Consider the following 25475-nt stretch of genomic DNA (forward strand, 5'->3'; position numbering starts at 1 on the left):
CCTGGGAGCGAGTCGTGTCCATCGCCGCCAAGTTCGAAATCGAATATCTGCAATACCTTGACCAGGACGGCAAGGAAACCGGTAAGGAACTCCCCGAATTCGCCAAGGATCTCGACCACATGGTCGAGCTCTACAAGCTCATGGTGTCGACGCGCGTGTTCGACGCCAAGTCGATCGCGCTCCAGCGCACGGGCAAGCTCGGCACGTACGCGTCGTGCCTGGGCCACGAAGCCGCGCACGTCGGCATCGGCAGCGCCATGCGCCGCGAGGATTCGCTGGCGGTGTCGTATCGCGAATACGGCGCGCAGCTGTACCGCGGCGTGAAGCCGCGCGAGGTCTACACCTACTGGGGTGGCGACGAGCGCGGCAACGACTTCGCCGACGCACCCGCGCACGACTTCGCCTGGTGCGTGCCCATCGGTACGCAGTGCCTGCATGCCGCCGGTTCCGCGCTGGCATTCAAGATCCGCAACGAGCCGCGCGTGGCCGTCTGCACGATCGGCGACGGCGGTTCGTCGAAGGGCGACTTCTACGGCGCCATCAACGTCGCCGGCGCGCAGCAGCTGCCGCTGGTCGCCGTGATCGTGAACAACCAGTGGGCGATCTCCGTGCCCCGCCGCATCCAGAGCGGCTCCGGCACGCTCGCCCAGAAGGGCATCGCGGCCGGCCTGTTCTGCATCCAGGTCGACGGCAACGACATCATCGCCGTGCGCAAGGCGATGGAAGACGCGCTCGAGCGCGCGCGTTCCGGTCAGGGCGGCAGCGTCATCGAAGCGGTCACCTACCGCCTCGGCGACCACACCACCGCCGACGACGCACGCCGCTACCGCGAAGACCAGGAAGTGAAGGACGCCTGGCAGCGCGACCCCGTGCCGCGCCTGCGCAAGTGGCTCGAAGCCAAGGGCAAGTGGGACGAAACCAAGGAAGAGGCCTGGAAGGCCGAGTGCGACGACTGGATGGACAACGAGGTCAACGCGTACCTGGAAACGAAGAACCAGCCGGCGACGGCGATGTTCGACTTCCTCTACGCCGAGGTCCCCGCCGACCTCGAAAAGCAGCGTGAACTCGTCGCTTCCCTCGATCGCAAGTAAGGACCCCTTCCCATGGCACAAATCACTCTCATCGAAGCGGTGACCCAGGCGCTCGCTTACGAAATGCGCAACGACGAAAGCGTCGTGGTGCTCGGCGAGGACGTCGGCGTGAACGGCGGTGTGTTCCGCGCCACGCAGGGCCTGCAGGAACAGTTCGGCGAAATGCGCGTCATCGACACGCCGCTGGACGAAGGCACCATCGCCGGTCTCACCATCGGCCTCGCCGTGCAGGGCATGAAGCCCGTCGCCGAAGCGCAGTTCGAAGGCTTCATCTACCCGATGATGGAGCACATCGCCTGCCACGCCGCGCGCATGCGCAACCGCACGCGCGGTCGCATGACCGTGCCGGCCGTGTGGCGCGCCCCGTGGGGCGGCGGCATCCGCGCACCGGAGCACCACTCCGAGGCGAACGAACACCTGTTCACCAACATCCCCGGCCTGCGCGTCGTCATGCCCTCGTCGCCCGCGCGCGCCTACGGCCTGCTGCTCGCCGCCATCCGCGATCCGGATCCGGTCATCTTCTTCGAGCCGAAGCGCATCTACCGTCAGTACAAGGAAGAAGTGCCCGACGACGGCGAGGCGCTGCCGCTCGACGTCTGCTTCGTGCTGCGCGACGGCACCGACGTGACCCTGGTGACCTGGGGCGCGCAGGTGAAGGAATGCCTCGAAGCCGCCGACGAACTCGCCCAGAAGGGCATCAGTGCCGAAGTCATCGACGTCGCCACCCTGACGCCGCTCGACTTCGACACGATCGCGGAATCCGTCACCAAGACGGGCCGCTGCGTCATCGTGCACGAAGCGCCGAAGACCGCCGGCTTCGGCGCCGAGATCGCCGCGCGACTGTCCGAGGAGTGCCTCTACAGCCTGCTCGCACCGGTCGAACGCGTCACGGGTTTCGATACCCACATCCCGCTGTTCCGCCTGGAAATGAAGTACCTGCCCAGCGTCGAACGCATCGTCGAAGCCGCCGAGCGCACGCTCGCCGCCTCCTGAGGAACCGATAGAAATGGCCGACATCAAGACCTTTTTCCTGCCGGACCTCGGCGAAGGCCTGCCCGACGCGACCGTCGTCGAGTGGCACGTGAAGGAAGGCGACACCATCAAGCTCGACGCCCCGCTGGTGTCGATGGAAACCGCGAAGGCCGTTGTCGACGTGCCCTCGCCCTACTCCGGCACCGTGAAGAAGCTGCACGGCGCCGCCGGCGACATCGTCGAAACCGGCGCGCCGCTGGCCGATTTCGAGATCGACCCGAATGCGCGCCAGCGTGCGGAAGCCGAGTCCACCGGCCATCACCACGGCCCGAAGAAGGGTGTCGGTAGTCCGGCACCGGACGACGGGCACAAGGTCGTCGCGTCCGACGACGGCGGCGAGATCGAAGACGGCGGCGACCGCGAGGACGAAGGCACTGTCGTCGGCGCCATGGTCAGCGGAAACACCGTGCACACCGAACAGGTCTCCAGCGCCGGTGGCGTGAAGGCCGTGCCGGCCGTGCGCGCCGCTGCGAAGAAGCTCAAGGTCGATCTCGCCCGCGTGCAGCCCTCGGGCGCCGGCGGTGTGATCACCATGGCCGATGTGAAGGCCGCCGCCGCGAACGGCAGCGCCGCGCTGGGTGCCGCACCGGCCCGTCCGGCCGCCGCGCAGCACCTCGCCCCGACGCTGCCCGAGCCGGGCCCGGCACCCACGCGCACGCCCGTGTCGCTGGCTGGCAAGGCCGTCCGCACCGCGCCCCCGGGCAAGGAGTCGATGGGCCAGCCGGAGCAGCTCAAGGGCGTCCGCCGCAACATGGCGCGCGTGATGGCCGAGGCGCATGCTCAAGTTGTCCCGACCACGCTGGTCGACGATGCCGACCTGCACGCGTGGATCGGCAAGCAGGACATCACGGCGCGCCTGATCCGCTCGATCGTCGTCGCGTGCAAGACCGTGCCCGCGCTCAACGCGTGGTTCGACGGCAAGACGCTGACGCGCACGCTGCACCCGCACGTGGACATCGGCATCGCCGTCGACACCGAAGACGGCCTGTTCGTGCCGGCCCTGCGCAACGCCGACGTGCTCGACGGTGCCGGCGTCCGCGCCGCGATCAAGCGCCTGCGCAGCAGCGTCGAAGACCGCAGCATCCCTGCATCGGAGCTTTCGGGTTACACGATCAGCCTGTCGAACTTCGGCATGTTCGCCGGTCGCTATGCCACGCCGGTGGTCGTCCCGCCGACGGTCGCCATCATCGGCGCCGGCAAGCTCAGCCACGACGTCGTCGCCGTGATGGGCGGCATCGAAGTGCACCGCCGCATGCCCCTGTCGCTGACGTTCGACCACCGCGCCGCCACGGGTGGCGAGGCCGCGCGGTTCCTGAAGGCGATGATCGACGATCTGGGTCTGCCGCAGTAAGTCGGTGGGAGCCAGCCTGCTGGCGAAGGGTGGCTGCCGCGAGCACCCTTCGCCAGCAGGCTGGCTCCCACCACGGTATCCTTCGCGCCATGCTCAACAACGACACCCTCCGTAGCATCCGCTACATGCTCGACCTCGGCGACGTCCACGTCGTCGAGATCATGAAACTCTCCGGTTTTCCCGCCACGCGCGAGCAGGTGGAGCCCTGGCTGCACAAGGAAGACGAGCCCGGTTTCGCCGAGATGCCCGACGCCGCCATGGCGCACTTCCTCGACGGCCTGATCGTGCATCGCCGTGGTCGCGACGAAAGCCAGCCTGCCCGGCCGGTCGAAACCCGCATCAACAACAACGTGGTGCTGAAGAAACTGCGCGTCGCCTTCGAGCTGAAGGAGGACGACATCCTCGCGATCATGGGCGAGATCGGTTTCCGCGTATCGAAGGGCGAGATCAACGCGCTCTTCCGCCAGCCGAAGCACAGCAATTTCCGCCTGTGCGGCGACCAGTTCCTGCGCAACTTCCTGAAGGGCCTGACACAGCGCCTTCGCGGCGCGTGAGCCTCACGCGGCCTCCGCGCGTCCGGTGTTAGCGTCGAACTCCCGTGTCACGGAGGTCCGACCATGCACCACAGCAGGCTCTGCAACCTCGTCATCGACTGTCAGGGCAGCGACCTCGCCGCCGCCACCGAATTCTGGAGCCGTGCGCTCGGCAAACCGGTGGACAACCCGGACGAGGACGGCGACGGGAAGTACGCGGTGCTGACGACGGCACCCGACGAGCTGAAAGTGCTCATCCAGTGCGTCGACCATCCCAGCCGCGTGCATCTGGACATCGAGACCGACGACCTCGACGCCGAAGCCGCGCGACTCGAGGCGTTGGGTGCGAAGCGGATCGGCTTCGTGAAGCGCTGGTGGGTAATGGAAGCGCCCACCGGGCATCGCTTCTGCATCGTGCGGCGGCAGGCCGAGGCATTCGGGCCGCATGTGAACCAATGGAACGCGAACCCGCGGTAGCCTGACCGCCGCTCTGGTGGGAGCCAGCCTGCTGCCGATCGCCGACCACCGCTCTGGTGGGAGCCAGCCTGCTGGCGAATGGGTGCTTGCGTCGAGCACCCATTCGCCAGCAGGCTGGCTCCCATCGAGCAAGGTGCCGATCTATCGAGGCAAGCCGCGAATCAGGCGCGCTTCTTCCAGACTATCTGCCGCACGATCAGCGCCACGAGCAGCACGGCCAGGAACGCGCCGTAGCCGTACAGCGCCGGCACCACCTGCTGCCAGATCGCCCCGCTCTTCGTGCCGAACTGATCCGCCGCGGGAAGTTCCACCGCGTCGAACGCGACGATCGCCGACTGGATCGCCGCGACCGTGGCCGCGATCAATGCCAGGACGTCGAAAGCGCGCCGCGTCATGTTCCGCAGCAGCGACTTCGGATACGCCCAGTACGCCCAGCCGAGCACGATCAGCCACGGCGCCAGCAACATGATCGCCAGATAGCGCATGTCAGGCCTTCGCCTTCGCCGCGGCCTCTTCCGCCGTGGCGGCGGCCAGAGCGTCGAGTTCTGCACGCAGCCTGAGCACACCGGTCGCGGCATCGGCCGATGCGGCCGTGGCCACGACATCGCCACCCATCTTCAGCACGATCTGCCCGCCCTGCGTCTCGAGGACCGCCGACGCGCCACCCAGCGTGGACAGCGCCTGGCGCAACGCACCCGCGGCCTTCGGATCGGCGAACGGCACGGACAGCAGGAGCTCGTCGCCATCGCTGCCGAACAGCCGGAAACGGAAGCTGCCGTCGGTGTCGCGGAAGCTGGCGATGCGCGGCGGCTTCGCCTTCGTGGCGACCGGCGCGACAGCCGGTGCCGGGGCGACGATCTGCCGCGAGCTGCGCAGGCCGACCGCCTGTCGCAGCGTCTGGACGAGCGGCCCGGCGATGGCGCGCGCTTTCGCGGCGCCCGCCTGCAGGACGTCTTCCATGTCGTCCGGACGCGCCATCAGGCTCTCGTAGCGCTCGCGCATCGGGCCGACCTCGGCCTCGACACGCTCGAACAGTGCCTGCTTCGCCTCGCCCCAGCCGAGGCCGCCGTGCAGGGCCTCGGCGAACGCGGCGGTTTCCGCCGGCGTCGCGAACGCCTTGAAGATCGTGAACAGCGAGGAATCGTCGGTGTCCTTCGCCTCGCCCGGCGCGCGCGAATCGGTGACGATCTTCATGATCGCGTCGCGCATGCCCTTCGGACCGCCTTCGAACAGCGGGATGGTGTTGTCGTAGCTCTTCGACATCTTGCGCCCGTCGAGGCCCGGCAGGGTCGCCACCTGCTCTTCGATGTGCGCCTCGGGCATCACGAAGAAATCGCTGCCATAGGTGTGGTTGAAGCGCTGCGCGATGTCGCGCGCCATCTCGATGTGCTGGATCTGGTCGCGACCGACCGGCACCTTGTTCGCGTTGAACGCGAGGATGTCGGCCGCCATCAGCACGGGATACATGTACAGGCCGGCGTTGATGCCGGCATCGGCGTCTTCCTGGTTTTCGATGTTGCGATCGACCGCCGCCTTGTAGGCGTGGGCGCGATTGAGCAACCCCTTCGCCGTGACGCAGGTCAGCAGCCACATCAGCTCCGGCACTTCGGGAATGTCCGACTGCCGGTAGAACGTGGCCGCATTCGGGTCCAGGCCCACCGCAAGCCAGGTGGCCGCGATCTTCAGGCGCGAGGCTTCCACGCGATCGGCGTCGTCGCTCTTGATCAGGGCGTGGTAATCGGCCATGAAGTAGAACGCGTCGACGTTCGGGTCCTTGCTTGCAAGGACGGCCGGACGGATGGCCCCGACATAGTTGCCGAGGTGCGGCGTGCCGGTGGTGGTGATGCCGGTGAGGACGCGGGTGTGCATGGGGCGGGGAAACCTGGCGGACGGAAACCGCCCGAGTGTAGCCCGCGCCAAGGCCCGGCGGCGACCATCACCTGTGGCAGGTTGCCGCTGCCCACCCTCGTAAGGTGGGAGTCAGCCTGCCGGCGATGGCAATCCCTCACCGCATCAGCGTCGACTTCCCGAACAGCGACTCCACCAGATCCACCGCCAGCTTCGCCGTCTGGTTGCGCTTGTCGAACGCGGGGTTCAGCTCGACGATGTCGAGCGAACCGACCCGGCCCGTGTCCGCGATCATTTCCATCACCAGCTGCGCCTCGCGGTAGTTCGGACCGCCACGCACGGTGGTGCCCACGCCCGGCGCGATGGACGGGTCGAGGAAATCGACGTCGAAGCTCACGTGCAGATGGGTGTCCGCGTCGACATCGGCCAGCGCTTCCTCCATCGCGGCCTTGATGCCGATCTCGTCGATGTAGCGCATATCGTAGATATCGATGCCCACCTCGTGGACGAAGCGCTTTTCGCCCTCGTCCACCGAACGGATGCCGATCTGCCGGAACACGTCGGGCGAGGTCGCCGGCACCGTGCCGCCGATGTGCGTGAGCACGTCGGGGCCGTAACCGCACAGGCACGCCACGGGCATGCCGTGGATGTTCCCGGACGGCGTGATCTGGCTGGTGTTGAAGTCGGCGTGGGCATCGAGCCAGAGCACGCGCAGCTTCTTGCCCGTTTCGCGGCAGTGGCGCGCCACGGCGGAGATCGAACCGATGGCGAGGCAATGATCGCCGCCGAGCATGATCGGCAGGTGCCCTGCCGCCAGTTCGGCGTGCACGGCGTCATGCACCGCGGTATTCCAGGCGACGACGGCGTCGAGGTGCCGGTAGCCGTCCGTCGGCGGCAGCCACGGATTGAGCGGACCGACCAGGTTGCCGCGATCGACGACATGCATGCCGCGCTTCGCGAGGCGCTCACCGAGCCGGGCGACGCGCAGCGCCTCCGGCCCCATGGAGCTGCCGCGATGGCCGGCGCCGATATCGGTGGGGACGCCGACGAGGGCGACGGAGCGGGTAAGAGGACTCATGAGGGGACGACTCAACGGGCGTTCGCCGAGTTTACACCGTGCCACAAAACGGCCACGTTGCAGCGCGGCAGGCATCGCTCAGAAATGCGCCGTCTCGGTCTCCGCAGGATCGGGCGACGTGACGTTGTTCGCGCCCGGCTGCCATTCCGGAGGCCTGCCTTTCGTCACCTTCACGCACTTCCATTCGTTGAACGACGAGGGAAGATCGACGGCGCCCCTCCAATGAGGCGCGGCATCGTCGTGCCAGGCGAGCCTGAGGCCTTTGTCCGGATTCCAGCCGCCAAGGGCCGGGTCGGCCCCGACAGCGACCATGTCCTCACCCGGGATCGTGGCGACATCGCACGCGAAGCGTTTCGTCACGGTGGTCGGCTGACCCGCGAGCCATATGCGCACACTTCGATCGGCATTCGCAAAACGCGCCGTGAACCCCTGGATGCCGATCTGTCGCGCATCGACGAAAGGCGAATTCAACGACACCACGATGCGCACGGGCGTACCGACCAGCGCGACGATCCAGCCCGGACCGCTCTTGAACGACACGGTACTGTCCGCGACGACACCGGCCTCGCGCCGCAGCGCGATCAGGGCCTTGATGTAGTTGTGGAACGTCGCATCCGAACCGTCGTCGTTGTACATGTCGGGCCAATAGACCGACGGTGTACCGGGCGTCGTAAGGATGTACGCGTAAGCGAGCTGCCGCAGGTGCTCGTCCGTGAGCGACCATAAATGCTGCCCGCCATTCACGCCGGGCGACGCCCCCGTGTCGTGATTATCGACGAACGTCACGGCGATGCTCCGGTACGAAGCGTCCGGATTTCCGCCCAGGGAGTGCTGCCAGTCGGCTATCTCACCCGGACCGGCCTGGAATTTCGCCTTGAGCGAGAAATCGAACACCGTGCATCGCGCGGCATCGGACCAGCGCTTGAGCGGATCCTGCCAACTGTTGCCGGCACCCGGGTCCGTCCAGAGTTCTCCAATGCAGAAACCGCCGTCGGCCACCTGCCTCATCCAGTCGTCCACATGGCGCCCCGCATACCCTTTGACGAAATCGAACCGGAACCCGCTGGCGCCGTAGTTGTCCCGGAGATTCACGAGCTCGGCCCTGAAGCGGTCCAGATTGGCGAACTTCGTGAGGTCGAGGTCCGCATCGCCCGAGAAGAACGGTTCGCCATCGTCGCATTGCGTGCGGTCGGGGCAGTCGTCGCGGAAAAGCCAGCGGTCTGCCGGCGCGACGTCGTTACCCGGTTGCGACTGCGGAAGGCGTGCCCTGTCGATGTGATTGGGCACGATGTCGTAGATGAGCTTCACGCCGGCACCGCGCATCGCGGCGACCGCGGCGCGAAGGTCCGCGTCACTTCCGTAGAGGCTGTTCTTGTCGAAACGGTTCCAGAAATAGCCCTCTCCGCCCTGCGTCGCCGACTTCGGCTCGTCCACCCAGGGCGGCGGCATCCAGATCGCGGTAAATCCATCGGCAGCGATGCGAGGCGCGTTCCTCGCCAGCATCACGTACCACACCTTACCGCCGCCGGCGCGCACCGAGTTCCAGTGAAACCCCTGCAGCAGGATCTCGTCGCCACCGTCGTAGCGCACGCCCGTGGGCGTCTTGCCCCCGACGTCCGCGCCTTGCGTCGCGGTCGCCAGGGCCAGCCCCACGGCGAGAAGCGCGATTCGCGTCCATGCGATCATGTCGTCTCGCCCATCATCCGGCGTGTGGATCGTCCGACGACGCGCGCATGGCTTCCATCGGCCATCCGTCGTAGCCTCGCGATAAACGGCATGCACCGCCGGGACGCGACGCCCGCATGCCCATTACCGGCGCGACATCGGCGGGCCGCCGGGTGGCGACTGCGGCGGACAAAATAGGCACCATGGGCCACGACCCAGGCAGAAGGCCGAACATGATCCGACTGGACGACCTGCAACTCTTCGTGCAGACCACCGACGCGGGCAGTTTCTCCGCGGCCGCCCGGCTGGCGGACACCACGCCGGCGATGGTCAGCAACGCCGTGCAGCGACTCGAACGCGAGCTCGGCGCGCGGCTGTTCGTGCGTTCGACGCGCAGCATGCGCCTTTCCGACGACGGCGAACGCTACCTTCCGCACGCGCGCGCGATGCTCGACGCCCTCGCGGGCGGGTCCCGGGTGCTTGCCGAGAGTCGCGGTGAAATTTCCGGCTTGCTGCGCCTTTCCGTGCCGTCCGATATCGGCCGTCACGTGCTGCTGCCCTGGCTCGACGCGTTCCAGGAAGACCATCCGGCGGTCACGCTGCAATTGCGCGTCAGCGATCGCTCGGCGGACCTGCACCGACACCCGATCGACGCCGCGATCCGCTACGGCACCCTCGACGACTCCGGTCTCGTCGCGCAAGCGCTGGCACCCGACAATCGTCGCGTGCTCTGCGCGTCGCCGGCCTACCTCGCGAAGCACGGCACGCCGCGACAACCTGACGACCTGCGCGATCACAACTGCCTGTGCTTCGTGTGGGGCGATACCGTGCACGATCGCTGGACCTTCGACATGCCACGCGGCGCGCACACGGTAAAAGTCTCGGGCAACCGCATCAGCGACGACGCCGAAATCACACGCCGCTGGGGCGTGGCCGGCTACGGCATCGTCTACAAATCGGGCATCGACGTGATCGACGATCTCGCGGCGGGTCGCCTGATCGAGCTGCTGCCGGGCATGGGCGAAAGATCGCCGCTGAACCTCGTCAGCGCGCATCGCTCGCAGCTGACGCCGGCGGTACAGAGGCTGCGGGATTTTTTGCGCGAAAAACTCAAGACGCCAGGCAACCCGTCGGAGAGCAGGTAGAGCGCATCCTGTGCGCGACAGCCTTTGGGCCTCGCGCATCAGGGCATGATGCATTTCGCGAACAGATGTCGCGCGCAGGGCGCGCTCCAACCAGAGTCGCCGCGATTCGTACGAGAAGGATGGTGCCGACACCCGGATTCGAACTGGGGACCTACCGCTTACAAGGCGGTTGCTCTACCAACTGAGCTATGCCGGCGAAGGCGGGGAGTTTATCAGAAGCAGCCGGTCGTTCGTGCCGCGACGCCGGGGGTGCGGATGCCCTTGCGGATGTCCGGGCCGGCCTCCTCGGGAACCACGACGTCGAGCCACCAGACCGGCGTGGTTTCGGTGCGCTCGCTCATGCGGGCCGGGAAGCCCGCGGCGATGACTTCGTCGCGGCGCTTGCGGGCGTTGGCCGGGTCGTGGAAGAGGCCGAGCGCGACCGAGTTCTGCATCTCGCCCGGCGCGGTCACGACGAAATAGTCCTTGATGCCCTTGCCTTCGAGCCGGCGCGCCTGCGCGAGTGCCTGCTCGCGCGTGGACTGCGCCGGCAGGAACACGCGCCAGCCGCGCGATTCGCTCGTCTGCTCCTGGCGCTGGCGGCTGCGCACGGTGCGCGGCGAGATGGCGGTGCGTGCGGCACGCAGGTCGACCTGCGTCGGGAACGGGCCGATGGCGAGACAGCGATAACTGCGACGCGGACTGGTCGGTGCGTTCGTGGCGTCGGCAAGGGCGTCGGCGCCGGGCTTCGGCACGATGGGCTTCGCTGCGACGGGCGCCGTCGTCGCGGGGTTCGCAGGCGCGGCGACTGGCGCCGCGACGGTCGCTGCGCGCGCGACGGTCGCGGCGGTCGCGGATGTGGGCGGCGCCGCGACGGTGACGGGAGGTGCGGGCACTTCGGCAAGGAGCTTCAGGCGTGGCACGCCACCGTCGTTGGGATCCATCGCTGGCGTGCCCGCGTCGCCCAGCAGCAGCCACGCGGCTACCGCGATATTGAGGGCGATCAGCAGTACGAAAAGCAAACGCAGCAGCATGGTGGCCTTGGGTCCGGGTGGAGGCTGCGCGCGTTCCCCTGTCAGAACCGGCGGCGTCGGAATTCTAGGCGAATTTCCCGGAGGCGGCATCGGACGTCGCCCACACCGCGAGTCCGCGCAGCACCGCGTCGGGCACGACCGTGACGTCGCGCTGGAGCAGCGGTGCCAGGAGATCGGCGTCGCCGCCACCCAGCGTCACGGTCGGATGGCCACCGAGCATCGGCGCGGCGCGATCGACGAAGCGGTCGACGAGCGCGGCGCAGGCCTGCCAGCAACCGGACGCGAGACCGTCCGCCGTGTTGTCGGCGAGATCGCGCACCGAACCATTGCGATCCGGGCGCACCTGCACCGTGGCGCCGAGCACGGACTGCTGCATGAGCAGCGGCCCGGGCGCGATCCAGCCGCCGAGGTGCGTGCCGTTCGCGTCGAGCGCGTCGAGGGTGAGCGCCGTGCCGACGCTCGCCAGCACGCACGGCGCGCGGCCCGCGGCGTACGCGTCGACCATGGCGAGGAAACGATCCACACCGAGACGGGCGGGTTCGGCGTACGCGTTGGCGACACCGCACGCCTCGGCCGGCGTGCGCACCCAGACCGGGCCGACGCCGAAGGCCTTTCCGGCGGCGACGGCGACGGCGGATTCGCGCGCCGCGTCGACGACCGAAGCGCCGACCACGCGGCGAGGCACCGGCCAGGTCGCCCACAACGTGGCGAGTTCGTGCGCGATGTCGGCATCCCAGCCGAAAGCGCCGCGTTCGACGAACGTCTCGCCGTCGAGCAGTGCGAACTTCAGCCGTGTGTTGCCGAGGTCGAGCAGGAGGATCATGGCGCGCTCCGGCGCACCGAGACGTCGGCGCTGTCGACGGTGACGAGCGTGCCGTCCGCGCGGCGGACGCGCAAGGCGCCGCGTTCGTCGACACCCTGCCCCACGGCGTCGAAATCGCCGCGTGGGTCGAGGATGCGCAACGGCACGTCGCGCAGCAGGTCGTTGGCCGCGTACTCGTCGGCGAACGCCGCGAAGCCATGGCGCTCGAACGTTTTCAGGCCTTCCGTCAGCTCCGCGACGACGGCGGCGGCGATACGGTTGCGCCCGGGAGGATCGCCGCCGACGATCGAGGCGAGGTCGGTGATCGGCTGGCCCGCGCGCTCGTGCAGGCTGTCCGGCAGCCGGATGTTGAGGCCAGCGCCGATGACCGCCGCGCACGGTCCGGAATACTCGCCCGACAGCTCGACGAGGATGCCCGCGAGCTTCGCGTTGCCCGCGAGCACGTCGTTCGGCCACTTCAGCCCGGCCGTGCGGATGCCGAGTTCGCCGAGGGCGCGGACGAGCATCACGCCTACCGCGAGCGACAGTCCCGAGAGCGACGCGAAGCCACCGTCGAAGCGCTTGAGCACCGACAGGTAGAGGTTCATGCCCGGCGGCGACAGCCAGGTGCGGCCGCGACGGCCGCGGCCTGCCGACTGGGATTCGGCAAGGACGAAGGCCAGGTCGTCCAGTACCGGAATGCGCCGGGCCAGTTCGCTGGAGGTGGAGTCGATTTCCCAATGCACCTCGAGCATGCCCACCTGCGCGAGCGTGCCCGGTGCCAGTCCGGCACGGATGCGTTGCCCGTCGAGCAACTCGGTGGGCCACGGCAGGCGATAACCGCCACCGACCTTGGCCTCGACCGGCACGCCCTTCAGACGCAGGGCTTCGATCTGCTTCCACACGGCCGCGCGCGTCACGCCGGCCTGGCGGGCCAGCGCCGCGCCGGACACGGAGTCACCGCCGGCGAGGGCATCGAGAAGGTCGCGTGCGAGCATGGGTTGCCGTGGGCCGTCAGGTGGCCGCTGTCGAGGGTGGGGAGGTCCGGGACATCCGCCGATTCTAGGGCAGTGGCGCGGTTTTCGCCCGTACTGCCCGTCGGCGGCGGCCGGCAGACCTCCAGCACTGGCAGGCTCGTGAAATTTCTGCGAGGATCGGTTGTCCCCCTCTTCGTCCCTCGAGGGGCTGCAGGGTTTACCGATGAACGCCAGACCGTACATCTTCGGATGTCTGTGCCTCGTCGGTGCCGCCGGCACCGCCGCCGCTTCCGACATCGACCCGAGTGGTCTGCTCTCCGCGAGCGGAAGCGGTGTGTCGTCGTCGTTCGAAGGCAGCTCGCGCTCGTCGCAGTCGGGCCGCGACTCGGCCGGCGGCGGCGATGTCGCCCCCGCCCGTCCCGCACCCGCTTCCCATCGCGACACCGCGCCCGGCACCGTGGCGCCGCCGGTCGATGTCGACATGTCGCGCGACGAAGTCTCGCCGCTGCGTTCGTCGACGCCGAGCTGGCAGTCGCTGCTCCCGGGATCCATGCTCTGATTCGTTCCGGCCGTTCGTCGTGGGATTCGTCCAGTCGCTGATCGCGCGGTTCCGCGCGCCCGTGCCACCGATCGACGACGCGCTGTGGAAGCAGGCCCTGGCCCGCGTGCCATTGGCCCGCGCGCTCGACGCGCCGCGAGCGCACTACCTGCGCCAGCTCGCTGCGTCGTTCCTTCACACCAAGCGCTTCCACGCGATGGGCGACGCGTCGCTCGACGATTTCTGGCGGCTGGCGATCGCCATACAGGCCAGCCTGCCCGCCCTTCCGCGTGGGCCGGGCGCGTTCCGCGGCTGGACGAACATCTTGGTCTATCCCGGGGAATTCAACGTGCACCGCAGCCATTACGACGCGCATACGGGCGTCGTGACGGACCGCGACGACACGCTGATCGGCGAGGCGTGGGACCGCGGACCGATGGTGCTTTCACTGGCCGACGTGGCGCTCGACCTCGAAGCGCCCTGGGATGGCTACAACGTCGTGATCCACGAGATGGCGCACAAACTCGACATGCTCGCCGGTCCCGCCAACGGCGTGCCGCTGCTGCCGTCGTCGATCGATCGTCGCCGGTGGATCGAGACCATGCAGCGCGGCTTCGACCGCCTGTCGAAGGCCATCGACCGTGGCCGGCACACGACCATCGATCCGTACGCGGCCGAAGCGCCCGAAGAGTATTTCGCCGTGACGAGCGAGCTGCATTTCTCGCAACCGCTGTCGTTGCGCGAGGCGGAGCCGGAGGTGGCTGCGTTGCTGGAGGCGTTTTACGGGCCGTCGCCTGGCCTGGGGCACGAGGCGAGCGCGCTCGCATCCTCCGGTCGTTGAACCGCCTACCTTCGCGCGCGAAGGGTGCCCGCGAACGCACTTACGGCGGCGGCAGCTTCACGCTGAACCGCGCGCCGCCGAGTTCTTCCGAACGGTCGACGTGCAGTTCGCCCTGGTAGGCCTTGACGATGTCCTGCACGATCGACAGGCCGATACCGTGGCCCTGCACGCGCTCGTCGCCGCGCACGCCGCGCTGGAGAACCTTTTCGATCTTCTCGTCGGGAATGCCTGGGCCGTCGTCTTCGACCACCAGTTCGAGACCGCTGCGGCCGCGGATCTTGCCCACCGAGCGCGCCGTGAGCAGTACGCGGTGCGAGGCCCACTTGAACGCGTTCTCGACGAGGTTGCCCATCAGCTCCAGCAGGTCGCCCTGCTCGCCGGGGAACGTCACGCCGTCTTCGATCTCGAATTCGCACAGCACGTTCTTGGCGGCGTAGACCTTCTCGAGACTCTGCACGAGGTCTTCCGCGTGCCCCGCGATGGGTTCGACCGACGCGATGGTGCGACGCCCCGACGTGGCGGCGCGCGAGAGCTGGTACGCGACGATCTCGTCCATGCGACGCACCTGGTCGAGCAGCTCGCCACGCAGGTTGCCCGCATCGCCGCCGTTTTCCAGTTGCGAGCGAACCACCGCCAGCGGCGTCTTCAGGCTGTGCGCGAGGTCGGCGAGCGTATCGCGATAACGCGTGCGCTGTTCGCGCTCGCTGTCGATGAATGCGTTGAGCCGGCGCGTGAGCACGGTCAGCTCGACGGGATACGGTCCGTCGAGATGATCGCGCGAGCCGCGCTCGATGTGCGCGAGATCGCTCGACACCCGACGCAACGGCAGCAGGCTCCAGCGCAGCAGGAACAGCTGCAGCAGCATGAGCATCATGCCGAGCATCGCCAGCCACAGGAACTGCGTGCGACGGTACGTGGCCACCTGCCGTTCGAACTGATCTTCGGTCTGCGCCACCGCGAAGGTCAGCGGCACGCTGCGCTTGTCGGTGCTGTCGAGCGACACGCCGTAGCTGAACACGTAGAGCTTTCCGCTGCGCGTCTCCACGGGTTCGAAGGCGGTATCGCCCGGCGAGAGCATGCGCACGAAATCGAAGTCGCGCCCGAGCGCCGACGAGGATTCCCAGCGAAAACCGTCGTTGCCGACGATGATCGCGTACAGCCCGGAACCGGGCCGCGAGAAGTCGGGGTTGGGCTGGCTGTCCGGCGTGGTGACCTTGCCGGCGCGCGTGATGTCGGTGCCGGTGATGTACGCGATGGCGTAGTTGTGCAGCCGGTCGTGCATGGCCGACAGCTCCGACGCGTAGTTCGCCTTGTTCTGGGCGAGACCGGTCAGACCGAGGAACGCCGCAAGCGCGAAGCCGGTCGCCAGTGCCGCGCGCGCGGCCAGCGAGAGGGGCCGGCGTCGGGTCGGTGAAGCGTTGTCCATGCTTCGGGACTGGCTCGGAGCGGCACGCCATGGTGGCCGTGCCGCCCTCGGGCGTATCAGTCTTCGTCCGCTTCGTTGCGCGGAATCGCGAAACGATAGCCACGACCGCGCACGGTCTCGATCGGCTTCAGCGCGCTTTCCGGATCGAGCTTGCGACGCAGGCGGCCGATGAAGACTTCGAGCACGTTGGAATCGCGGTCGAAATCCTGCTGGTAAATGTGCTCGGTGAGGTCGGCCTTGGAGACCAGCTCGCCCGCGTGCAGCATCAGGTATTCGAGCACCTTGTACTCGTAGCTGGTGAGGTCGACCTGGCGGCCTTCGACCGTGACCGTCTGCGCCGTGGTGTCGAGCTTGATCGGGCCACAGGCCAGCACCGGCTTGGACCAGCCGCTGGCACGACGCACGAGGGCGTTGATGCGGGCGAGCAGTTCCTCGACGTGGAAGGGCTTCACCAGGTAATCGTCGGCACCGTGCTTCAGGCCTTCGACCTTGTCCTGCCAGCTGCCGCGCGCGGTGAGGATGAGGATGGGATAGCGCTGGCCGTGCTCGCGCAGCGCCTTGACCAGGTCCATGCCCGACAGCTTGGGCAGGCCGAGATCGATGATCGCCAGGTCGAACGGCACCTCGCGACCGAGGTACAGCCCTTCTTCGCCATCCTGGGCGGCATCGACGGCGAAGCCATCACGCTTCAGGCGCGCGGCGAGCGTCTCGCGCAGCGGGGCCTCGTCCTCTACGAGCAGGATTCGCATCAATGTTTCTCCTTGTTGTCCCCGGCGCTGACGTCCAGGGGCTTGGCGGTTTCGGTACGGATCGGCACCACCTTCACGTGACCGTCGAGGGTGAGCACCTTGACCCGGTATTCGGTGATCCGGCCGCGCTCGACGAGCCGCGTATCCGCCGACAGCACTTTCCCCCCGGTATCTTTCTGCACCTTGCTCACGGCCTGCTCCAGCGTCAGCGACTGGTCGGCGAGGGCGACGACGGGCAAGGCAAGGCAGAGCGCGGCGAAAAATAGCGGACGAAACGTGATTTTCATGTCTGGCGCGGAGCGGCCGGGTCGGTCTGGTCGGCCGATCATGCCGATGCCCTACCCGCCTGAAGCTGAACGAAAACCGGATCGCGCGGATTCGCCCGGCCCCGGGAAGGGTCTCAGGGGAGCCGCTCGAACAGGGTGAGCACCTTGCCCCGGTACTCCGCCTCGTCGAACGGACGGTACCCGAGGCGCTCGCCCAGCCGCACGGACGGGGTGTTTTCCGCATCGATCAGGCAGACGGTGCGGCCCTTGTCGCGGCGCTCGAAGAACCATTCGTGGACGGCGTGCAGGGCTTCGGTACCGTAGCCCTTGCCCTGGGCGGCGCCGGACAGCGCCCATGCGCCCTCGGGAAACGGGTCGAACCGGTCGCCGAGGCCGCGGTGGAAGTGCGCGAGCCCTGCCTCGCCGAGATACCGGCCGCCGTCCTTTTCCCGGAGGGAGAAGAGGCCGTAGCCGAACGCCGTCCAGTGGCCGATGTTCCGCAGCAGCTTGATCCAGGTGTCCTCCGGCGCCGCGGTGCCGCCGATGAAGTGCATGACCTTCGGGTCGCTCCGCATCGCGGTGCAGTCGTCGAAGTCCGAGAGCGCACATGGCGACAGAATCAGCCGTTCGGTAACGATCATGCGGTGCGGTTCCCCTGCGAACGTGTCGGGTGTCAGGCGGCCTGGCGGAATGCGACGAGCGCGGATTCGATCAGTCCCCAGTCGGCGCCCGGGAGGTGCGCGCCTTCGGAGAGCTGCCGGCGGAAACCGCGCGCGCCCGGTTCGCCCTGGAAAAGGCCGAGGATGTGTCGCGTGATGTGCTTGAGCTGGGTGCCGCGCGCGAGTTCGGCCTCGACGTAGATGCGCATGCGTTCGAGCACATCGGTGCGCTCGGGCAAGGGCGTGCCGAAAAGATCCGCCTCGACCTGCGCCAGCACGTAGGGGTCGTGATATGCCGCGCGACCCAGCATCACCCCGTCGACGTGGGCGAGGTGCTCGCGCACCGCGTCGACGGTGGTGATGCCGCCGTTGATGACGATGGTCAGCTCGGGGAACTCGCGTTTCAGGCGGTAGACCCGTTCGTAATCGAGTGGCGGGATCTCGCGGTTCTCCTTCGGACTGAGGCCCTGTAGCCACGCCTTGCGCGCATGCACGACGAGGGTGCGCACGCCCGCCTCGACCATCGTGGTGGTGAAACGCTGCAGGTCGGCGTATTCGTCCTGATCGTCCACGCCGATGCGGCACTTCACCGTCACCGGTACGTCCACCGCGTCGGCCATCGCCCTGACGCACTCGCCGACGAGATCCGGCTCGCGCATGAGGCACGCGCCGAACTTGCCCGACTGCACGCGATCCGACGGGCAACCCACGTTGAGATTGATTTCGTCGTACCCGGCCTGGGTGCCGATGACCGCGGCCTTCGCCAGCTCCACGGGATCGCTGCCGCCCAGCTGGAGCGCGACCGGATGCTCTTCGTGGCTATGTTCCAGCAGGCGGAGCTGCTGCCCACGCACGAGCGCGGGACTGGTCACCATCTCGGTATACAGGCGCGCATGCGGCGACAGGAGCCGGTGGAAGTACCGGCAATGCCGGTCGGTCCAGTCGAGCATGGGCGCGACGGTGAGGCGGTGGGCGGCGGGGTCGATCGGATGCATGCGGCCATTTTAGCCTGTCGCACGCGCAGGCGTCGGTAGCGTCGGCGACCGCATGTCAGCGCGAAAGCGCGCCGGCCTGCTCCGCGAAGAACGTCGCCAGCGGCTTCGGTGTCCGGCCGATCAGTCCCGCGAGGTCGCCCGTGACGATGCCCAGGCTGCCGGAGCGCGTCGCCACTTCCATCGAGGCGAGCACGGGAATGAGAAAGTCCGGCAGGCCCGCCGGCCCGAGGCCCGCCACGAACTGCTCGTCGGTCACGTCGACGACCTCGAGCGGACGGCCCGTCGCGTTGCGCGCCAGCGCGGCGATCTCCGGGACCGAAAAGGCCTCGCTGCCGGTCAGCGTGTATGTATGGCCGCCGGCGGGCGGATTCGCGAGGACCACGGCGATGGCTTCCGCGATCTCGTCGCGCGCGGCGTACGAGGTCTTTCCGTCCGCGGCCGCCGTGCACCAGTGGCCGCTCTTCAGGGCGGAGGGCAAGCCCATGAACAGGTTTTCCTGGTACCAGCCGTTGCGGAAGAGGATCACGGGCAGGCCCGAGGCCGCCAGCGCTTCTTCGGTGCGGACGTGATCCGCGGCGAACGAGAGCGGCGACGCCGTCGGCTCGGGTAGCGACGTGTATGCCAGGCGTCGGGCGCCGGCGGCGACGGCCGCGTCGACCGCGTTGCGGTGCTGCCGCTGACGACGGCCCTCGGGGGTCAACGTGTCGGTGGAGACGATGAGGACCGTCGCGGCGCCCGCGAAGGAACGCGTCAGCCCAGGCAGGTCGTCGAAATCGGCCTCGCGTACCTCGATGCCGCGCGCAGCGACACTGGCGAGCTTCGCGGGATCGCGACTGCCCGCCACGATCAGGCCAGGCGAAACGCCGCGCGAGAGAAGATGCTCGATGACCTTGCCACCGAGGTGACCGGCGGCGCCGGTGATGAATATCGAGTCGCTCATGATCGGGGTGATCCTTCTGGAGTGGTACTCTCTTTTTGAGAGTCATACCAAGATCGGGCTATCGACGCCTTCCGTAAAGGAGGCACTTTCGCTGGAGATAGGCACACGATGGGAACTACCCAAACGCCCCGGAGCGAATTCGGCCAGCTGATCGAACGATCCCGCGCGGCGACCGGCAACATCAACGACTGCCCGGTGCGCGACGTCCTCGACGCCATCGGAGGCCGCTGGAGCACGCTGCTGCTGATGGCCCTCGCCGAGCGACCTTACCGATTCGGCGAACTACGCCGCCTGGTCCCGGACATCTCACAGCGGATGCTCACGCAGACACTGCACGACCTCCAGCGCGAAGGCTACGTGCGGCGCGAGGTTTTCCCCACCCGCCCGCCCAGCGTCGAGTACAGCATGACCGAGCTCGGCCATTCGATCTTCGAGCCGATCAGCGGCCTGCTGCGATGGGCGGCGCAGAACGTCGGCGCCGTGCACGCCGCCCGGCGTTCGTTCGATGACGCGCACGCGACCTGAGCGATCGCGCGATCACTGCCCGGCCGGCGGCTCCCAGAGCTCGACCTTGTTTCCTTCGGGATCGATGACCCAGCCGAACTTGCCGTAGTCGGAGTCGTCCATCTTGTCCAATACGTCGCAGCCTTCGGCGCGCAGGGCTTCCAGTAAGCCAACGAGATCCGCGACGCGGTAGTTGACCGTGAAGGGCGGTTTGCCCTTCGCACCCGGATCCGCATCCGCCGCGCCGATCGACCAGATCGTGCTGCCCTTCACCGGATTGCCCGCGTCGTCCGTCCAGGCGAAGGCGGCGCCGCCCCATGCCTGCACGTCGATCCCCAGATGGGTCTTGTACCAGGCACGCAGCGCTGCCGGGTCCCTGGCGTCGAAGAAGATGCCGCCGATGCCGGTCACTCGTTTCATGGGTGTCTCCGAGGGCGGCCCGGATGAGCCGTACCGAAGCATAACCACGCCCGCACGAGGGTCAACAAGCCATTGGCGGTGAGTCCCGCTCCGACGCTAAGATCGAAACGCTGGCACTCGGGGCCCGGGCGCGCATCGCGTTCGGGAGGGCAGCAGGGGTTCTTGTCATGAAGAGGAAGATCGCGCGCCGACGGTGGCGCCGGCACGCGCGTACCCACCGAATTCACCCTGAGGTAGCCTATGACGCAGCAGACGAAACGCAAAACGACCTCCCCGATGCACCGCTGGTTCGGGCGGATGGCACGCGCCGTCCTTCCCTTGGTCCTGATCTGCGTCGCGACGCCCTCGGCCGCGATGCAGAACACCCACGCCTATGTCACCAACACCGGCGATGGGACCGTATCGGTGATCGACATGCGCACCAACTCAGTGACCGCGACGATCGCGGTCGGTGGCGTACCGTACTCGGCAGCGGTAACGCCCGACGGCATGAAAATCTATGTGGCCAACGCCACTGAAAACACCGTGTTCGTGATCGATGCCACTACCAATATCGTCACCGCGACGGTTGCCGTGGGCAGGTTTCCGGCCGCCCTCGTCGTGAGCCCCGACGGTACGAAGGTTTACGTGGCGAACGCCAACGCCAGCACGATGAGCGTGATCGACGTGGCGACCGATGCCGTCACCGCCACGCTCCCCGTAGGCTACCTGCCGCTCGCCATCGCCGTCAGTCCCGACGGCTCGCGACTCTACACGGTCGATGTCGGATACGAAGATATCAACTACGTCTCGGTGATCGATACCGCATCGATGGCGATCGTCGCGACGATCCCCGTGCCCGTGAATGCGAGCGACATCTCGGTGGGACCGTTCGGCGCGCGTGCTTACGTGACGAGCTACGGCAGCGACAGGACATCCGTTATCGACACCTCGACCAACACGGTGATCGATTCGTTCGCCTCGGGACTCGGAACGGCGTATGTCGCCACCAGTCGCATCGGCTTTCCGCTATATGTTTCCGACCTGGACGAAGATGCCGTGTCTGTGATCAATCCGGTCACCCGGCGCGTCATCACCAAGATCGCCACGGGCAGCGCTCCCGGGGAATTGACTGTCGCACGCGCGACCGGACGGATCTACGTCGCGAATTACGGATCGGACGACGTCACGGTCATCCACCCGATCACGCACGCCGTCATGGCGACGATACCGACGGGTAAGCGACCAATCTATATCGCGACTCAGCCGCTCTGATCCAGCGATCGCAAGGGACGGCTTCCGCCCCTTGCGATGATCCGGATTCACAAAAGTGAAAAACGGCCGATATTGCATATCGACGCTATAAGGTCGCGCCCCGATAATGCGACAGCACTTACGCACTTCGATCGATGTTCGGTTACATGTCCAGGCAAAACGTTCGACGCGCGCGACTCATCCGCGCACTGCAACACCTCTCCGCATCGGGCATCGACACCTTCGAAGCACAGGCCAGGCACCTCGGCAACGCCATCGGCGCTGCTCGTCTGGAGGCGATGGTCACGGGGAGTTACATCAATACCTGGTTCGCCCGCTGCGTGGAACACAGCATGGGGCTGACGAAAGGCTGGATGGACGAGGCCGATGCCCCCGACACCGATGTCGAGCCGGTCGACACGACGTCCGTGTGAGGCCGCGCCGGTTACTTCTTCTTCGTCTTCTTCGCGACGTTCAGCGCGATCGCCCCGCGCACGAGCGCGACGAAGGCCTTTTCGTCGACGGTCTCGCCGTCCGCGATGTCGATGGCGCGACGCGTGTTGCCGTCGAGGCTGGCGTTGAAAAGACGTTTCGGGTCGTCGAGCGACGCGCCTTTCGCGAAGGTGAGCTTGATCTTCGCCTTATAGGATTCGCCGGTGCAGATGATGCCATCGCACGACCAGACGGGCGTGCCCATCCACTTCCATTCTTCGACGATGGTGGGATCGGTGCTCAGGATGAGCGAGCGCATGCGCGCGAGGGTGTCGCCCCGCCAGTCGCCGAGTTCGGCGATGCGCTGGTCGATGAGGTGCGACGCGGATGCGTCGTCGCCCGATGGTTTCTTCGTCATGGCCTCTCCCCTCCTCCGACGGTCGCCCGTTGTACCACCGGCGCCTCACGCGTGCGAGCCGAAACCGACGCTTTCGGCGGCAACGAATTCGGTCAGACGCTTCACGCGGACGGGCGTCAGCCGTCCGAACGCGTGCAGGGCATGCAGGGGTAACGATGGCAGTGCCTGCGCCGGGAGTACCGGCACGAGCCGGCCCGCGTCGATGTCCGACTGCACGGTGCAGCGCATGAGATAGGCGACACCGATGCCCTGGAGCGCCGCCTCGCGCAACCCCGCCCCGGTGTCGACACCCACCGGCCCGTGCGGTACGAAGGTCGTTCCGTCGTCGAACGACAGTGGATAGGAGCGGCCTTTCAGCAGGTAGCGCACGAAGGGTAGTTCGCGAAGTTCATCGATGGTGGACGGCACGCCGTGCACGCCGAGGAGCGCCGGCGAGGCGACGAGTGCCATGTCGAGCTGCGCGAGCAAGCGCGACCGCAGATCGCTCTCGGCGGGATGCCCTACGCGGAACACCACGTCGAAGCCTTCGCTGACGACGTCGACCGACCGATCGACGAGCACGAGGTCGATTTCCAGACCGGGATGACGCGGAAGGAAGCGCGATGCGAGCGGTTGCAGCAGCAGCCGGCCGAGGTCGCTGGGCATGCTCACGCGAAGCCGGCCGCGGGCGTCGCCATCGGGACGGATCGCGTCGGCCGAGTCGTCGAGGTCGCGCAGCAGCGGTGCCACGCGATTGAAGAACACGAGGCCGTCGGGAGTGAGATCCAGCTGCCGCGTGGATCGCCGGAACAGCTTGACGCCAAGCTCGCGCTCCAGCCGCGCGATGCCCTTCGAGACGGCCGACGGCGTGGTGCCCAGGATGCGGGATGCGGCGGTGAACGAGCCGGATTCCACGGCGCGGACGAACGCGATCAGATTGGGCGCCTGAAGAAGCAGGTGGGACATCTGGGAGTTCCTGGCACAAATGAAGTGCCCGTGTGCGACCTACCGGGGTCGCGGATGCGCCGCATATCGTGGCGACCATCATCGTAACGAGGCAACCCCATGAAACGCTTGGACGGTAAGATCGCGCTTATCACCGGTGGCAACAGTGGCATCGGCCTGGCATCCGCACGGCGCTTCGCACGCGAAGGCGCGCAGGTGATCGTCACGGCGCGACGCAAGGAGGTTCTCGACGAGGCCACCGCGTCGATCGGCCACGGCGCCATCGGCATCGTCGGCGACGTCGCCGATCTCGCCCACCACACGCACGTCGCCAGCGTCGTCCGCGAGCGCTTCGGCAAGCTCGACGTCTACATGGCCAATGCCGGCGTCATCACCATCCAGCCGTCCGCCGACGTCACGCCCGAGGTCTACGACGCGCAGTTCGGCGTGAACACCCGGGGCGTGTTCTTCGGCGTGCAGACCATCGCTCCCGTCATGCGCGACGGTGGCAGCATCATCCTCACCAGCTCGCTGGCCGCGACGCGCATGCTCGACGGACACGCCGTGTATGCGGGAAGCAAGGCGGCCATCGCGGCGTTCGCCCGACACTGGACGATGGAATTCCGTGCGCGCCGGCTCCGCGTCAACGTGCTGAGTCCCGGGCCGGTCGATACCGCGATCCTCGCCAAGCTCGGCGTATCGGAAGCCGATCGTCCGGCCTTCCTCGACGCCGTGTCCGCGCAGATTCCGGCGGGGCGCATGGGCACGGCGGAGGAACTCGCCGAGGCCGCGTTGTTCCTCGCGTCCGATGCCGGCGCCTTCGTCAACGGGATCGAACTGAATGTGGACGGCGGCATGTCGGCCGCCTGAGGCTGTTTCGGTGGGAGCCAGGCTGCTGGCGATGGATGCTCGCCGCGAGCACCCGTCGCCAGCAGGCTGGCTCCCACCATCGAGCGATCAGAATGCCCCCGCGATCGTGGCTGGCGACTTGCGTAGCAGCGTTTCATTGAACGCGAGTCGCAGCCTTCCCTCGCGCACGGTGCGGATCGCGATGTCCGACTGCAACAGGCGTTCGCGCAGACCCGTGGCGATGCGTTCGTCGAGCTTGAGGAACGCGACGTTGCTGCCGTTCTCCACGCGTTGCACCTCGATGCCGGGTTTGCCGGCGAGGCGTGTCAGCAGATCGTCGGCGGCCGCACGCACGCGCCCGAAGCGTTGCTCGAAGCCCGTCAGCGTCTTCGACGCCACGATCGCCGCCGTCCAGCCGTGGTAGAGGTTGCCGCCGAAGATGTGGCGTGCCTGCCGCGCTTTCGCGACGAAGGCCTTGTCGCCCGCGAGGATCGCGCCGAACGGCGCATCCAGGTATTTGTACAGCGACACGTAGACCGAATCGAACGGCGCGCAATAGTCCCGCACATCGAAACCGGGCATGCCGCACATCAGCAGCAGGCGCGCGCCATCCAGGTGCATGCGGGCGCCTTTCGCTCGCGCCAGCGCCGCGATCTTCCCGATCGTCGCCGCGCTCACCGTCGCGCCATCCAGCCGGCGGACCGGACTCTCGATGGACACCGCGCCCACCTCGACCGGAAAAGGGTCCTCCGCGCTCTGCGTGAACGCGGCAGCCATTGCGTCGGCGAGTCCGGCGGACGCACCACCTTCGACCGGCACCGCATGGATCGCGTTCATGATCGCGATGGCGTCGGATTCGTCGCGGTACACGTGGCTGACGTCCTGCAGCAACACGCGAGGACGGCTCGCGCAGTGCAGCCGGATGGCGATCTGGTTCGCCATGGTGCCGCTCGGGATGAACGCGGCGTCTTCCTTGCCGACCATCTGCGCGAATTGCTTTTCCAGCGCGCCCGTGGCGCCGTCGGCGAAATACACATCGGCGACGTCGTCGCGACCTTTCATCGCGGCGATGAGCCGCGCAGGCACCGCTTCCGGCTTCGAAGGCACGTTGTCGCCGAGAAACGACACGATGAGGTCCACCGGAATGTCCTCGGGCCCGCGCACGGCGGCGAGCGCCGGAGCCCAGGGCAATCCCAGCCCCGCCAACGACAACGCGCCGAGTGGTGCGACCTGCATGAATTCGCGACGACTGACCATCCGTTTCCTCCC

Annotated in this window: 29 protein-coding genes and 1 tRNA gene; 12 read left to right on the forward strand and 18 right to left on the reverse strand. The window is 67.5% G+C overall.

Translation table 11 applies throughout. From position 1 onward, the window contains the following. The first annotated feature begins 14 nt into the window (after positions 1 to 14). From pdhA to BMX32_RS03710, 5 genes are all read left to right on the forward strand, one after another. Positions 15 to 1091: a pyruvate dehydrogenase (acetyl-transferring) E1 component subunit alpha gene (pdhA, locus tag BMX32_RS03690; protein WP_089974569.1), complete on the forward strand. Its 1077-nt coding sequence runs from the start codon at positions 15 to 17 to the stop codon at positions 1089 to 1091. Positions 1092 to 1103: 12 nt separating this feature from the next. Beyond that, complete coding sequence (locus BMX32_RS03695; RefSeq protein ID WP_089974571.1) at positions 1104 to 2084, forward strand: alpha-ketoacid dehydrogenase subunit beta; 981 nt, start codon at positions 1104 to 1106, stop codon at positions 2082 to 2084. 13 nt (positions 2085 to 2097) lie between these two features. After that, on the forward strand, positions 2098 to 3474 hold the full coding sequence (locus BMX32_RS03700; protein ID WP_089974575.1) for a dihydrolipoamide acetyltransferase family protein: 1377 nt from the start codon (positions 2098 to 2100) through the stop codon (positions 3472 to 3474). An 89-nt stretch (positions 3475 to 3563) separates the two neighbouring features. Then, entirely contained in the window at positions 3564 to 4028 is a 465-nt protein-coding gene (locus BMX32_RS03705) for a YehS family protein (RefSeq protein ID WP_089974578.1), read from the forward strand. 63 nt (positions 4029 to 4091) lie between these two features. After that, complete coding sequence (locus BMX32_RS03710; protein WP_089974580.1) at positions 4092 to 4484, forward strand: VOC family protein; 393 nt, start codon at positions 4092 to 4094, stop codon at positions 4482 to 4484. 161 nt (positions 4485 to 4645) lie between these two features. Here BMX32_RS03710 and BMX32_RS03715 read toward each other — a convergent pair whose 3' ends face one another. The 4 genes from BMX32_RS03715 to BMX32_RS03730 all read right to left on the reverse strand — a co-directional run bounded on the left by BMX32_RS03715 (position 4646) and on the right by BMX32_RS03730 (position 9096). Further along, entirely contained in the window at positions 4646 to 4969 is a 324-nt protein-coding gene (locus tag BMX32_RS03715) for a hypothetical protein (RefSeq protein WP_089974583.1), read from the reverse strand. Position 4970: 1 nt separating this feature from the next. Then, on the reverse strand, positions 4971 to 6353 hold the full coding sequence (locus BMX32_RS03720; RefSeq protein ID WP_089974586.1) for a tryptophan--tRNA ligase: 1383 nt from the start codon (positions 6351 to 6353) through the stop codon (positions 4971 to 4973). Positions 6354 to 6489: 136 nt separating this feature from the next. Then, positions 6490 to 7410 (reverse strand): arginase, encoded by a 921-nt coding sequence (rocF, locus tag BMX32_RS03725; RefSeq protein WP_089974589.1) that lies wholly within the window; start codon positions 7408 to 7410, stop codon positions 6490 to 6492. Positions 7411 to 7488: 78 nt separating this feature from the next. Then, a complete protein-coding gene (locus BMX32_RS03730) occupies positions 7489 to 9096 on the reverse strand; it encodes a glucan 1,4-alpha-maltotetraohydrolase domain-containing protein (RefSeq protein ID WP_089974592.1) in 1608 nt (535 codons plus the stop codon). Between the two features lie 212 nt (positions 9097 to 9308). Here BMX32_RS03730 and BMX32_RS03735 point away from each other — a divergent pair, with 212 nt between their 5' ends. Beyond that, positions 9309 to 10220 carry a LysR family transcriptional regulator gene (locus BMX32_RS03735; protein WP_089974595.1) on the forward strand — a complete coding sequence of 304 codons (912 nt, stop codon included), beginning with the start codon at positions 9309 to 9311 and terminating at the stop codon, positions 10218 to 10220. 120 nt (positions 10221 to 10340) lie between these two features. Here the strand turns inward: BMX32_RS03735 and BMX32_RS03740 are convergent. The 4 genes from BMX32_RS03740 to BMX32_RS03755 all read right to left on the reverse strand — a co-directional run bounded on the left by BMX32_RS03740 (position 10341) and on the right by BMX32_RS03755 (position 13033). After that, a tRNA-Thr gene (locus BMX32_RS03740) sits at positions 10341 to 10416 on the reverse strand. Between the two features lie 16 nt (positions 10417 to 10432). After that, positions 10433 to 11233: an SPOR domain-containing protein gene (locus BMX32_RS03745; protein WP_089974598.1), complete on the reverse strand. Its 801-nt coding sequence runs from the start codon at positions 11231 to 11233 to the stop codon at positions 10433 to 10435. Positions 11234 to 11297: 64 nt separating this feature from the next. Next, entirely contained in the window at positions 11298 to 12056 is a 759-nt protein-coding gene (locus BMX32_RS03750) for a type III pantothenate kinase (protein WP_089974601.1), read from the reverse strand. Continuing rightward, entirely contained in the window at positions 12053 to 13033 is a 981-nt protein-coding gene (locus BMX32_RS03755) for a biotin--[acetyl-CoA-carboxylase] ligase (RefSeq protein WP_089974604.1), read from the reverse strand. The genes BMX32_RS03750 and BMX32_RS03755 overlap by 4 nt, the downstream gene beginning before the upstream one ends. Positions 13034 to 13235: 202 nt before the next feature. On the opposite strand from BMX32_RS03755, the gene BMX32_RS03760 reads away from it, so the two are divergent. Further along, positions 13236 to 13571, forward strand: a complete 336-nt coding sequence (locus BMX32_RS03760) for a hypothetical protein (protein ID WP_089974605.1) — start codon at positions 13236 to 13238, stop codon at positions 13569 to 13571. 19 nt (positions 13572 to 13590) lie between these two features. Then, entirely contained in the window at positions 13591 to 14391 is an 801-nt protein-coding gene (locus BMX32_RS03765) for a M90 family metallopeptidase (protein ID WP_244511398.1), read from the forward strand. Positions 14392 to 14431: 40 nt separating this feature from the next. Here the strand turns inward: BMX32_RS03765 and BMX32_RS03770 are convergent, their stop codons facing one another. The 6 genes from BMX32_RS03770 to BMX32_RS03795 form a co-directional block, all read right to left on the reverse strand. Next, positions 14432 to 15817 carry an ATP-binding protein gene (locus BMX32_RS03770; RefSeq protein WP_089974611.1) on the reverse strand — a complete coding sequence of 462 codons (1386 nt, stop codon included), beginning with the start codon at positions 15815 to 15817 and terminating at the stop codon, positions 14432 to 14434. Between the two features lie 56 nt (positions 15818 to 15873). Next, the gene (locus tag BMX32_RS03775) at positions 15874 to 16566 is read right to left on the reverse strand and encodes a response regulator transcription factor (protein WP_036115892.1); all 693 of its coding nucleotides are present in this window, start codon (positions 16564 to 16566) and stop codon (positions 15874 to 15876) included. Further along, complete coding sequence (locus BMX32_RS03780) at positions 16566 to 16895, reverse strand: PepSY domain-containing protein (protein WP_139206661.1); 330 nt, start codon at positions 16893 to 16895, stop codon at positions 16566 to 16568. Before BMX32_RS03780 ends, BMX32_RS03775 begins: the two co-directional genes overlap by 1 nt. Before the next feature lie 71 nt (positions 16896 to 16966). Continuing rightward, entirely contained in the window at positions 16967 to 17473 is a 507-nt protein-coding gene (locus BMX32_RS03785) for a GNAT family N-acetyltransferase (RefSeq protein WP_089974617.1), read from the reverse strand. Positions 17474 to 17505: 32 nt separating this feature from the next. Continuing rightward, positions 17506 to 18486 (reverse strand): tRNA dihydrouridine(20/20a) synthase DusA, encoded by a 981-nt coding sequence (gene dusA, locus BMX32_RS03790; protein WP_089974620.1) that lies wholly within the window; start codon positions 18484 to 18486, stop codon positions 17506 to 17508. A gap of 55 nt (positions 18487 to 18541) precedes the next feature. Then, positions 18542 to 19426, reverse strand: coding sequence for an NmrA family NAD(P)-binding protein (locus BMX32_RS03795; RefSeq protein WP_089974623.1), 885 nt, complete (start codon positions 19424 to 19426; stop codon positions 18542 to 18544). A 108-nt stretch (positions 19427 to 19534) separates the two neighbouring features. Here BMX32_RS03795 and BMX32_RS03800 point away from each other — a divergent pair, with 108 nt between their 5' ends. Further along, on the forward strand, positions 19535 to 19951 hold the full coding sequence (locus BMX32_RS03800; protein WP_089974627.1) for a winged helix-turn-helix transcriptional regulator: 417 nt from the start codon (positions 19535 to 19537) through the stop codon (positions 19949 to 19951). 12 nt (positions 19952 to 19963) lie between these two features. Here BMX32_RS03800 and BMX32_RS03805 read toward each other — a convergent pair whose 3' ends face one another. Next, the gene (locus tag BMX32_RS03805) at positions 19964 to 20350 is read right to left on the reverse strand and encodes a VOC family protein (protein ID WP_089974630.1); all 387 of its coding nucleotides are present in this window, start codon (positions 20348 to 20350) and stop codon (positions 19964 to 19966) included. Between the two features lie 276 nt (positions 20351 to 20626). Between BMX32_RS03805 and BMX32_RS03810 the strand changes: the two genes are divergently transcribed. Together BMX32_RS03810 and BMX32_RS03815 are read left to right on the forward strand one after the other, a co-directional pair. Next, positions 20627 to 21604 (forward strand): YVTN family beta-propeller repeat protein, encoded by a 978-nt coding sequence (locus BMX32_RS03810; protein WP_170843553.1) that lies wholly within the window; start codon positions 20627 to 20629, stop codon positions 21602 to 21604. Positions 21605 to 21750: 146 nt separating this feature from the next. Next, positions 21751 to 22017 (forward strand): hypothetical protein, encoded by a 267-nt coding sequence (locus BMX32_RS03815; protein ID WP_139206662.1) that lies wholly within the window; start codon positions 21751 to 21753, stop codon positions 22015 to 22017. An 11-nt stretch (positions 22018 to 22028) separates the two neighbouring features. Here BMX32_RS03815 and BMX32_RS03820 read toward each other — a convergent pair whose 3' ends face one another. Further along, positions 22029 to 22433, reverse strand: coding sequence for a DUF1801 domain-containing protein (locus tag BMX32_RS03820; RefSeq protein WP_089974643.1), 405 nt, complete (start codon positions 22431 to 22433; stop codon positions 22029 to 22031). Between the two features lie 45 nt (positions 22434 to 22478). Then, positions 22479 to 23378 (reverse strand): LysR family transcriptional regulator, encoded by a 900-nt coding sequence (locus BMX32_RS03825; protein WP_089974646.1) that lies wholly within the window; start codon positions 23376 to 23378, stop codon positions 22479 to 22481. A gap of 99 nt (positions 23379 to 23477) precedes the next feature. Here BMX32_RS03825 and BMX32_RS03830 point away from each other — a divergent pair, with 99 nt between their 5' ends. Further along, positions 23478 to 24227: an SDR family oxidoreductase gene (locus tag BMX32_RS03830; protein ID WP_089974650.1), complete on the forward strand. Its 750-nt coding sequence runs from the start codon at positions 23478 to 23480 to the stop codon at positions 24225 to 24227. 87 nt (positions 24228 to 24314) lie between these two features. Here the strand turns inward: BMX32_RS03830 and BMX32_RS03835 are convergent, their stop codons facing one another. Then, complete coding sequence (locus BMX32_RS03835; RefSeq protein ID WP_089974653.1) at positions 24315 to 25463, reverse strand: threonine aldolase family protein; 1149 nt, start codon at positions 25461 to 25463, stop codon at positions 24315 to 24317. Positions 25464 to 25475 lie beyond the last annotated feature (12 nt).

Origin of the sequence: Luteibacter sp. UNCMF331Sha3.1 (genome assembly GCF_900109915.1) — a bacterium.
In the GTDB taxonomy this organism is placed as follows: Bacteria; Pseudomonadota; Gammaproteobacteria; order Xanthomonadales; family Rhodanobacteraceae; genus Luteibacter.

What these genes read in the sequence shown, in the direction of transcription:
- BMX32_RS03695 (WP_089974571.1), top strand. Translation starts at nt 1,104, where the DNA reads ATGGCACAAATCACTCTCATCGAAGCGGTGACCCAGGCGCTCGCTTAC.
- BMX32_RS03815 (WP_139206662.1), top strand. Translation starts at nt 21,751, where the DNA reads ATGTCCAGGCAAAACGTTCGACGCGCGCGACTCATCCGCGCACTGCAA.
- BMX32_RS03795 (WP_089974623.1), bottom strand. Translation starts at nt 19,426, where the DNA reads ATGAGCGACTCGATATTCATCACCGGCGCCGCCGGTCACCTCGGTGGC.
- BMX32_RS03805 (WP_089974630.1), bottom strand. Translation starts at nt 20,350, where the DNA reads ATGAAACGAGTGACCGGCATCGGCGGCATCTTCTTCGACGCCAGGGAC.
- BMX32_RS03835 (WP_089974653.1), bottom strand. Translation starts at nt 25,463, where the DNA reads ATGGTCAGTCGTCGCGAATTCATGCAGGTCGCACCACTCGGCGCGTTG.
- BMX32_RS03770 (WP_089974611.1), bottom strand. Translation starts at nt 15,817, where the DNA reads ATGGACAACGCTTCACCGACCCGACGCCGGCCCCTCTCGCTGGCCGCG.
- BMX32_RS03760 (WP_089974605.1), top strand. Translation starts at nt 13,236, where the DNA reads ATGAACGCCAGACCGTACATCTTCGGATGTCTGTGCCTCGTCGGTGCC.
- BMX32_RS03830 (WP_089974650.1), top strand. Translation starts at nt 23,478, where the DNA reads ATGAAACGCTTGGACGGTAAGATCGCGCTTATCACCGGTGGCAACAGT.
- BMX32_RS03750 (WP_089974601.1), bottom strand. Translation starts at nt 12,056, where the DNA reads ATGATCCTCCTGCTCGACCTCGGCAACACACGGCTGAAGTTCGCACTG.
- dusA (WP_089974620.1), bottom strand. Translation starts at nt 18,486, where the DNA reads ATGCATCCGATCGACCCCGCCGCCCACCGCCTCACCGTCGCGCCCATG.
- BMX32_RS03820 (WP_089974643.1), bottom strand. Translation starts at nt 22,433, where the DNA reads ATGACGAAGAAACCATCGGGCGACGACGCATCCGCGTCGCACCTCATC.
- BMX32_RS03810 (WP_170843553.1), top strand. Translation starts at nt 20,627, where the DNA reads ATGCACCGCTGGTTCGGGCGGATGGCACGCGCCGTCCTTCCCTTGGTC.
- BMX32_RS03755 (WP_089974604.1), bottom strand. Translation starts at nt 13,033, where the DNA reads ATGCTCGCACGCGACCTTCTCGATGCCCTCGCCGGCGGTGACTCCGTG.
- rocF (WP_089974589.1), bottom strand. Translation starts at nt 7,410, where the DNA reads ATGAGTCCTCTTACCCGCTCCGTCGCCCTCGTCGGCGTCCCCACCGAT.
- BMX32_RS03735 (WP_089974595.1), top strand. Translation starts at nt 9,309, where the DNA reads ATGATCCGACTGGACGACCTGCAACTCTTCGTGCAGACCACCGACGCG.
- BMX32_RS03720 (WP_089974586.1), bottom strand. Translation starts at nt 6,353, where the DNA reads ATGCACACCCGCGTCCTCACCGGCATCACCACCACCGGCACGCCGCAC.
- BMX32_RS03730 (WP_089974592.1), bottom strand. Translation starts at nt 9,096, where the DNA reads ATGATCGCATGGACGCGAATCGCGCTTCTCGCCGTGGGGCTGGCCCTG.
- BMX32_RS03780 (WP_139206661.1), bottom strand. Translation starts at nt 16,895, where the DNA reads ATGATCGGCCGACCAGACCGACCCGGCCGCTCCGCGCCAGACATGAAA.
- BMX32_RS03800 (WP_089974627.1), top strand. Translation starts at nt 19,535, where the DNA reads ATGGGAACTACCCAAACGCCCCGGAGCGAATTCGGCCAGCTGATCGAA.
- BMX32_RS03705 (WP_089974578.1), top strand. Translation starts at nt 3,564, where the DNA reads ATGCTCAACAACGACACCCTCCGTAGCATCCGCTACATGCTCGACCTC.
- BMX32_RS03775 (WP_036115892.1), bottom strand. Translation starts at nt 16,566, where the DNA reads ATGCGAATCCTGCTCGTAGAGGACGAGGCCCCGCTGCGCGAGACGCTC.
- BMX32_RS03745 (WP_089974598.1), bottom strand. Translation starts at nt 11,233, where the DNA reads ATGCTGCTGCGTTTGCTTTTCGTACTGCTGATCGCCCTCAATATCGCG.
- BMX32_RS03785 (WP_089974617.1), bottom strand. Translation starts at nt 17,473, where the DNA reads ATGATCGTTACCGAACGGCTGATTCTGTCGCCATGTGCGCTCTCGGAC.
- BMX32_RS03700 (WP_089974575.1), top strand. Translation starts at nt 2,098, where the DNA reads ATGGCCGACATCAAGACCTTTTTCCTGCCGGACCTCGGCGAAGGCCTG.
- BMX32_RS03825 (WP_089974646.1), bottom strand. Translation starts at nt 23,378, where the DNA reads ATGTCCCACCTGCTTCTTCAGGCGCCCAATCTGATCGCGTTCGTCCGC.
- BMX32_RS03710 (WP_089974580.1), top strand. Translation starts at nt 4,092, where the DNA reads ATGCACCACAGCAGGCTCTGCAACCTCGTCATCGACTGTCAGGGCAGC.
- BMX32_RS03715 (WP_089974583.1), bottom strand. Translation starts at nt 4,969, where the DNA reads ATGCGCTATCTGGCGATCATGTTGCTGGCGCCGTGGCTGATCGTGCTC.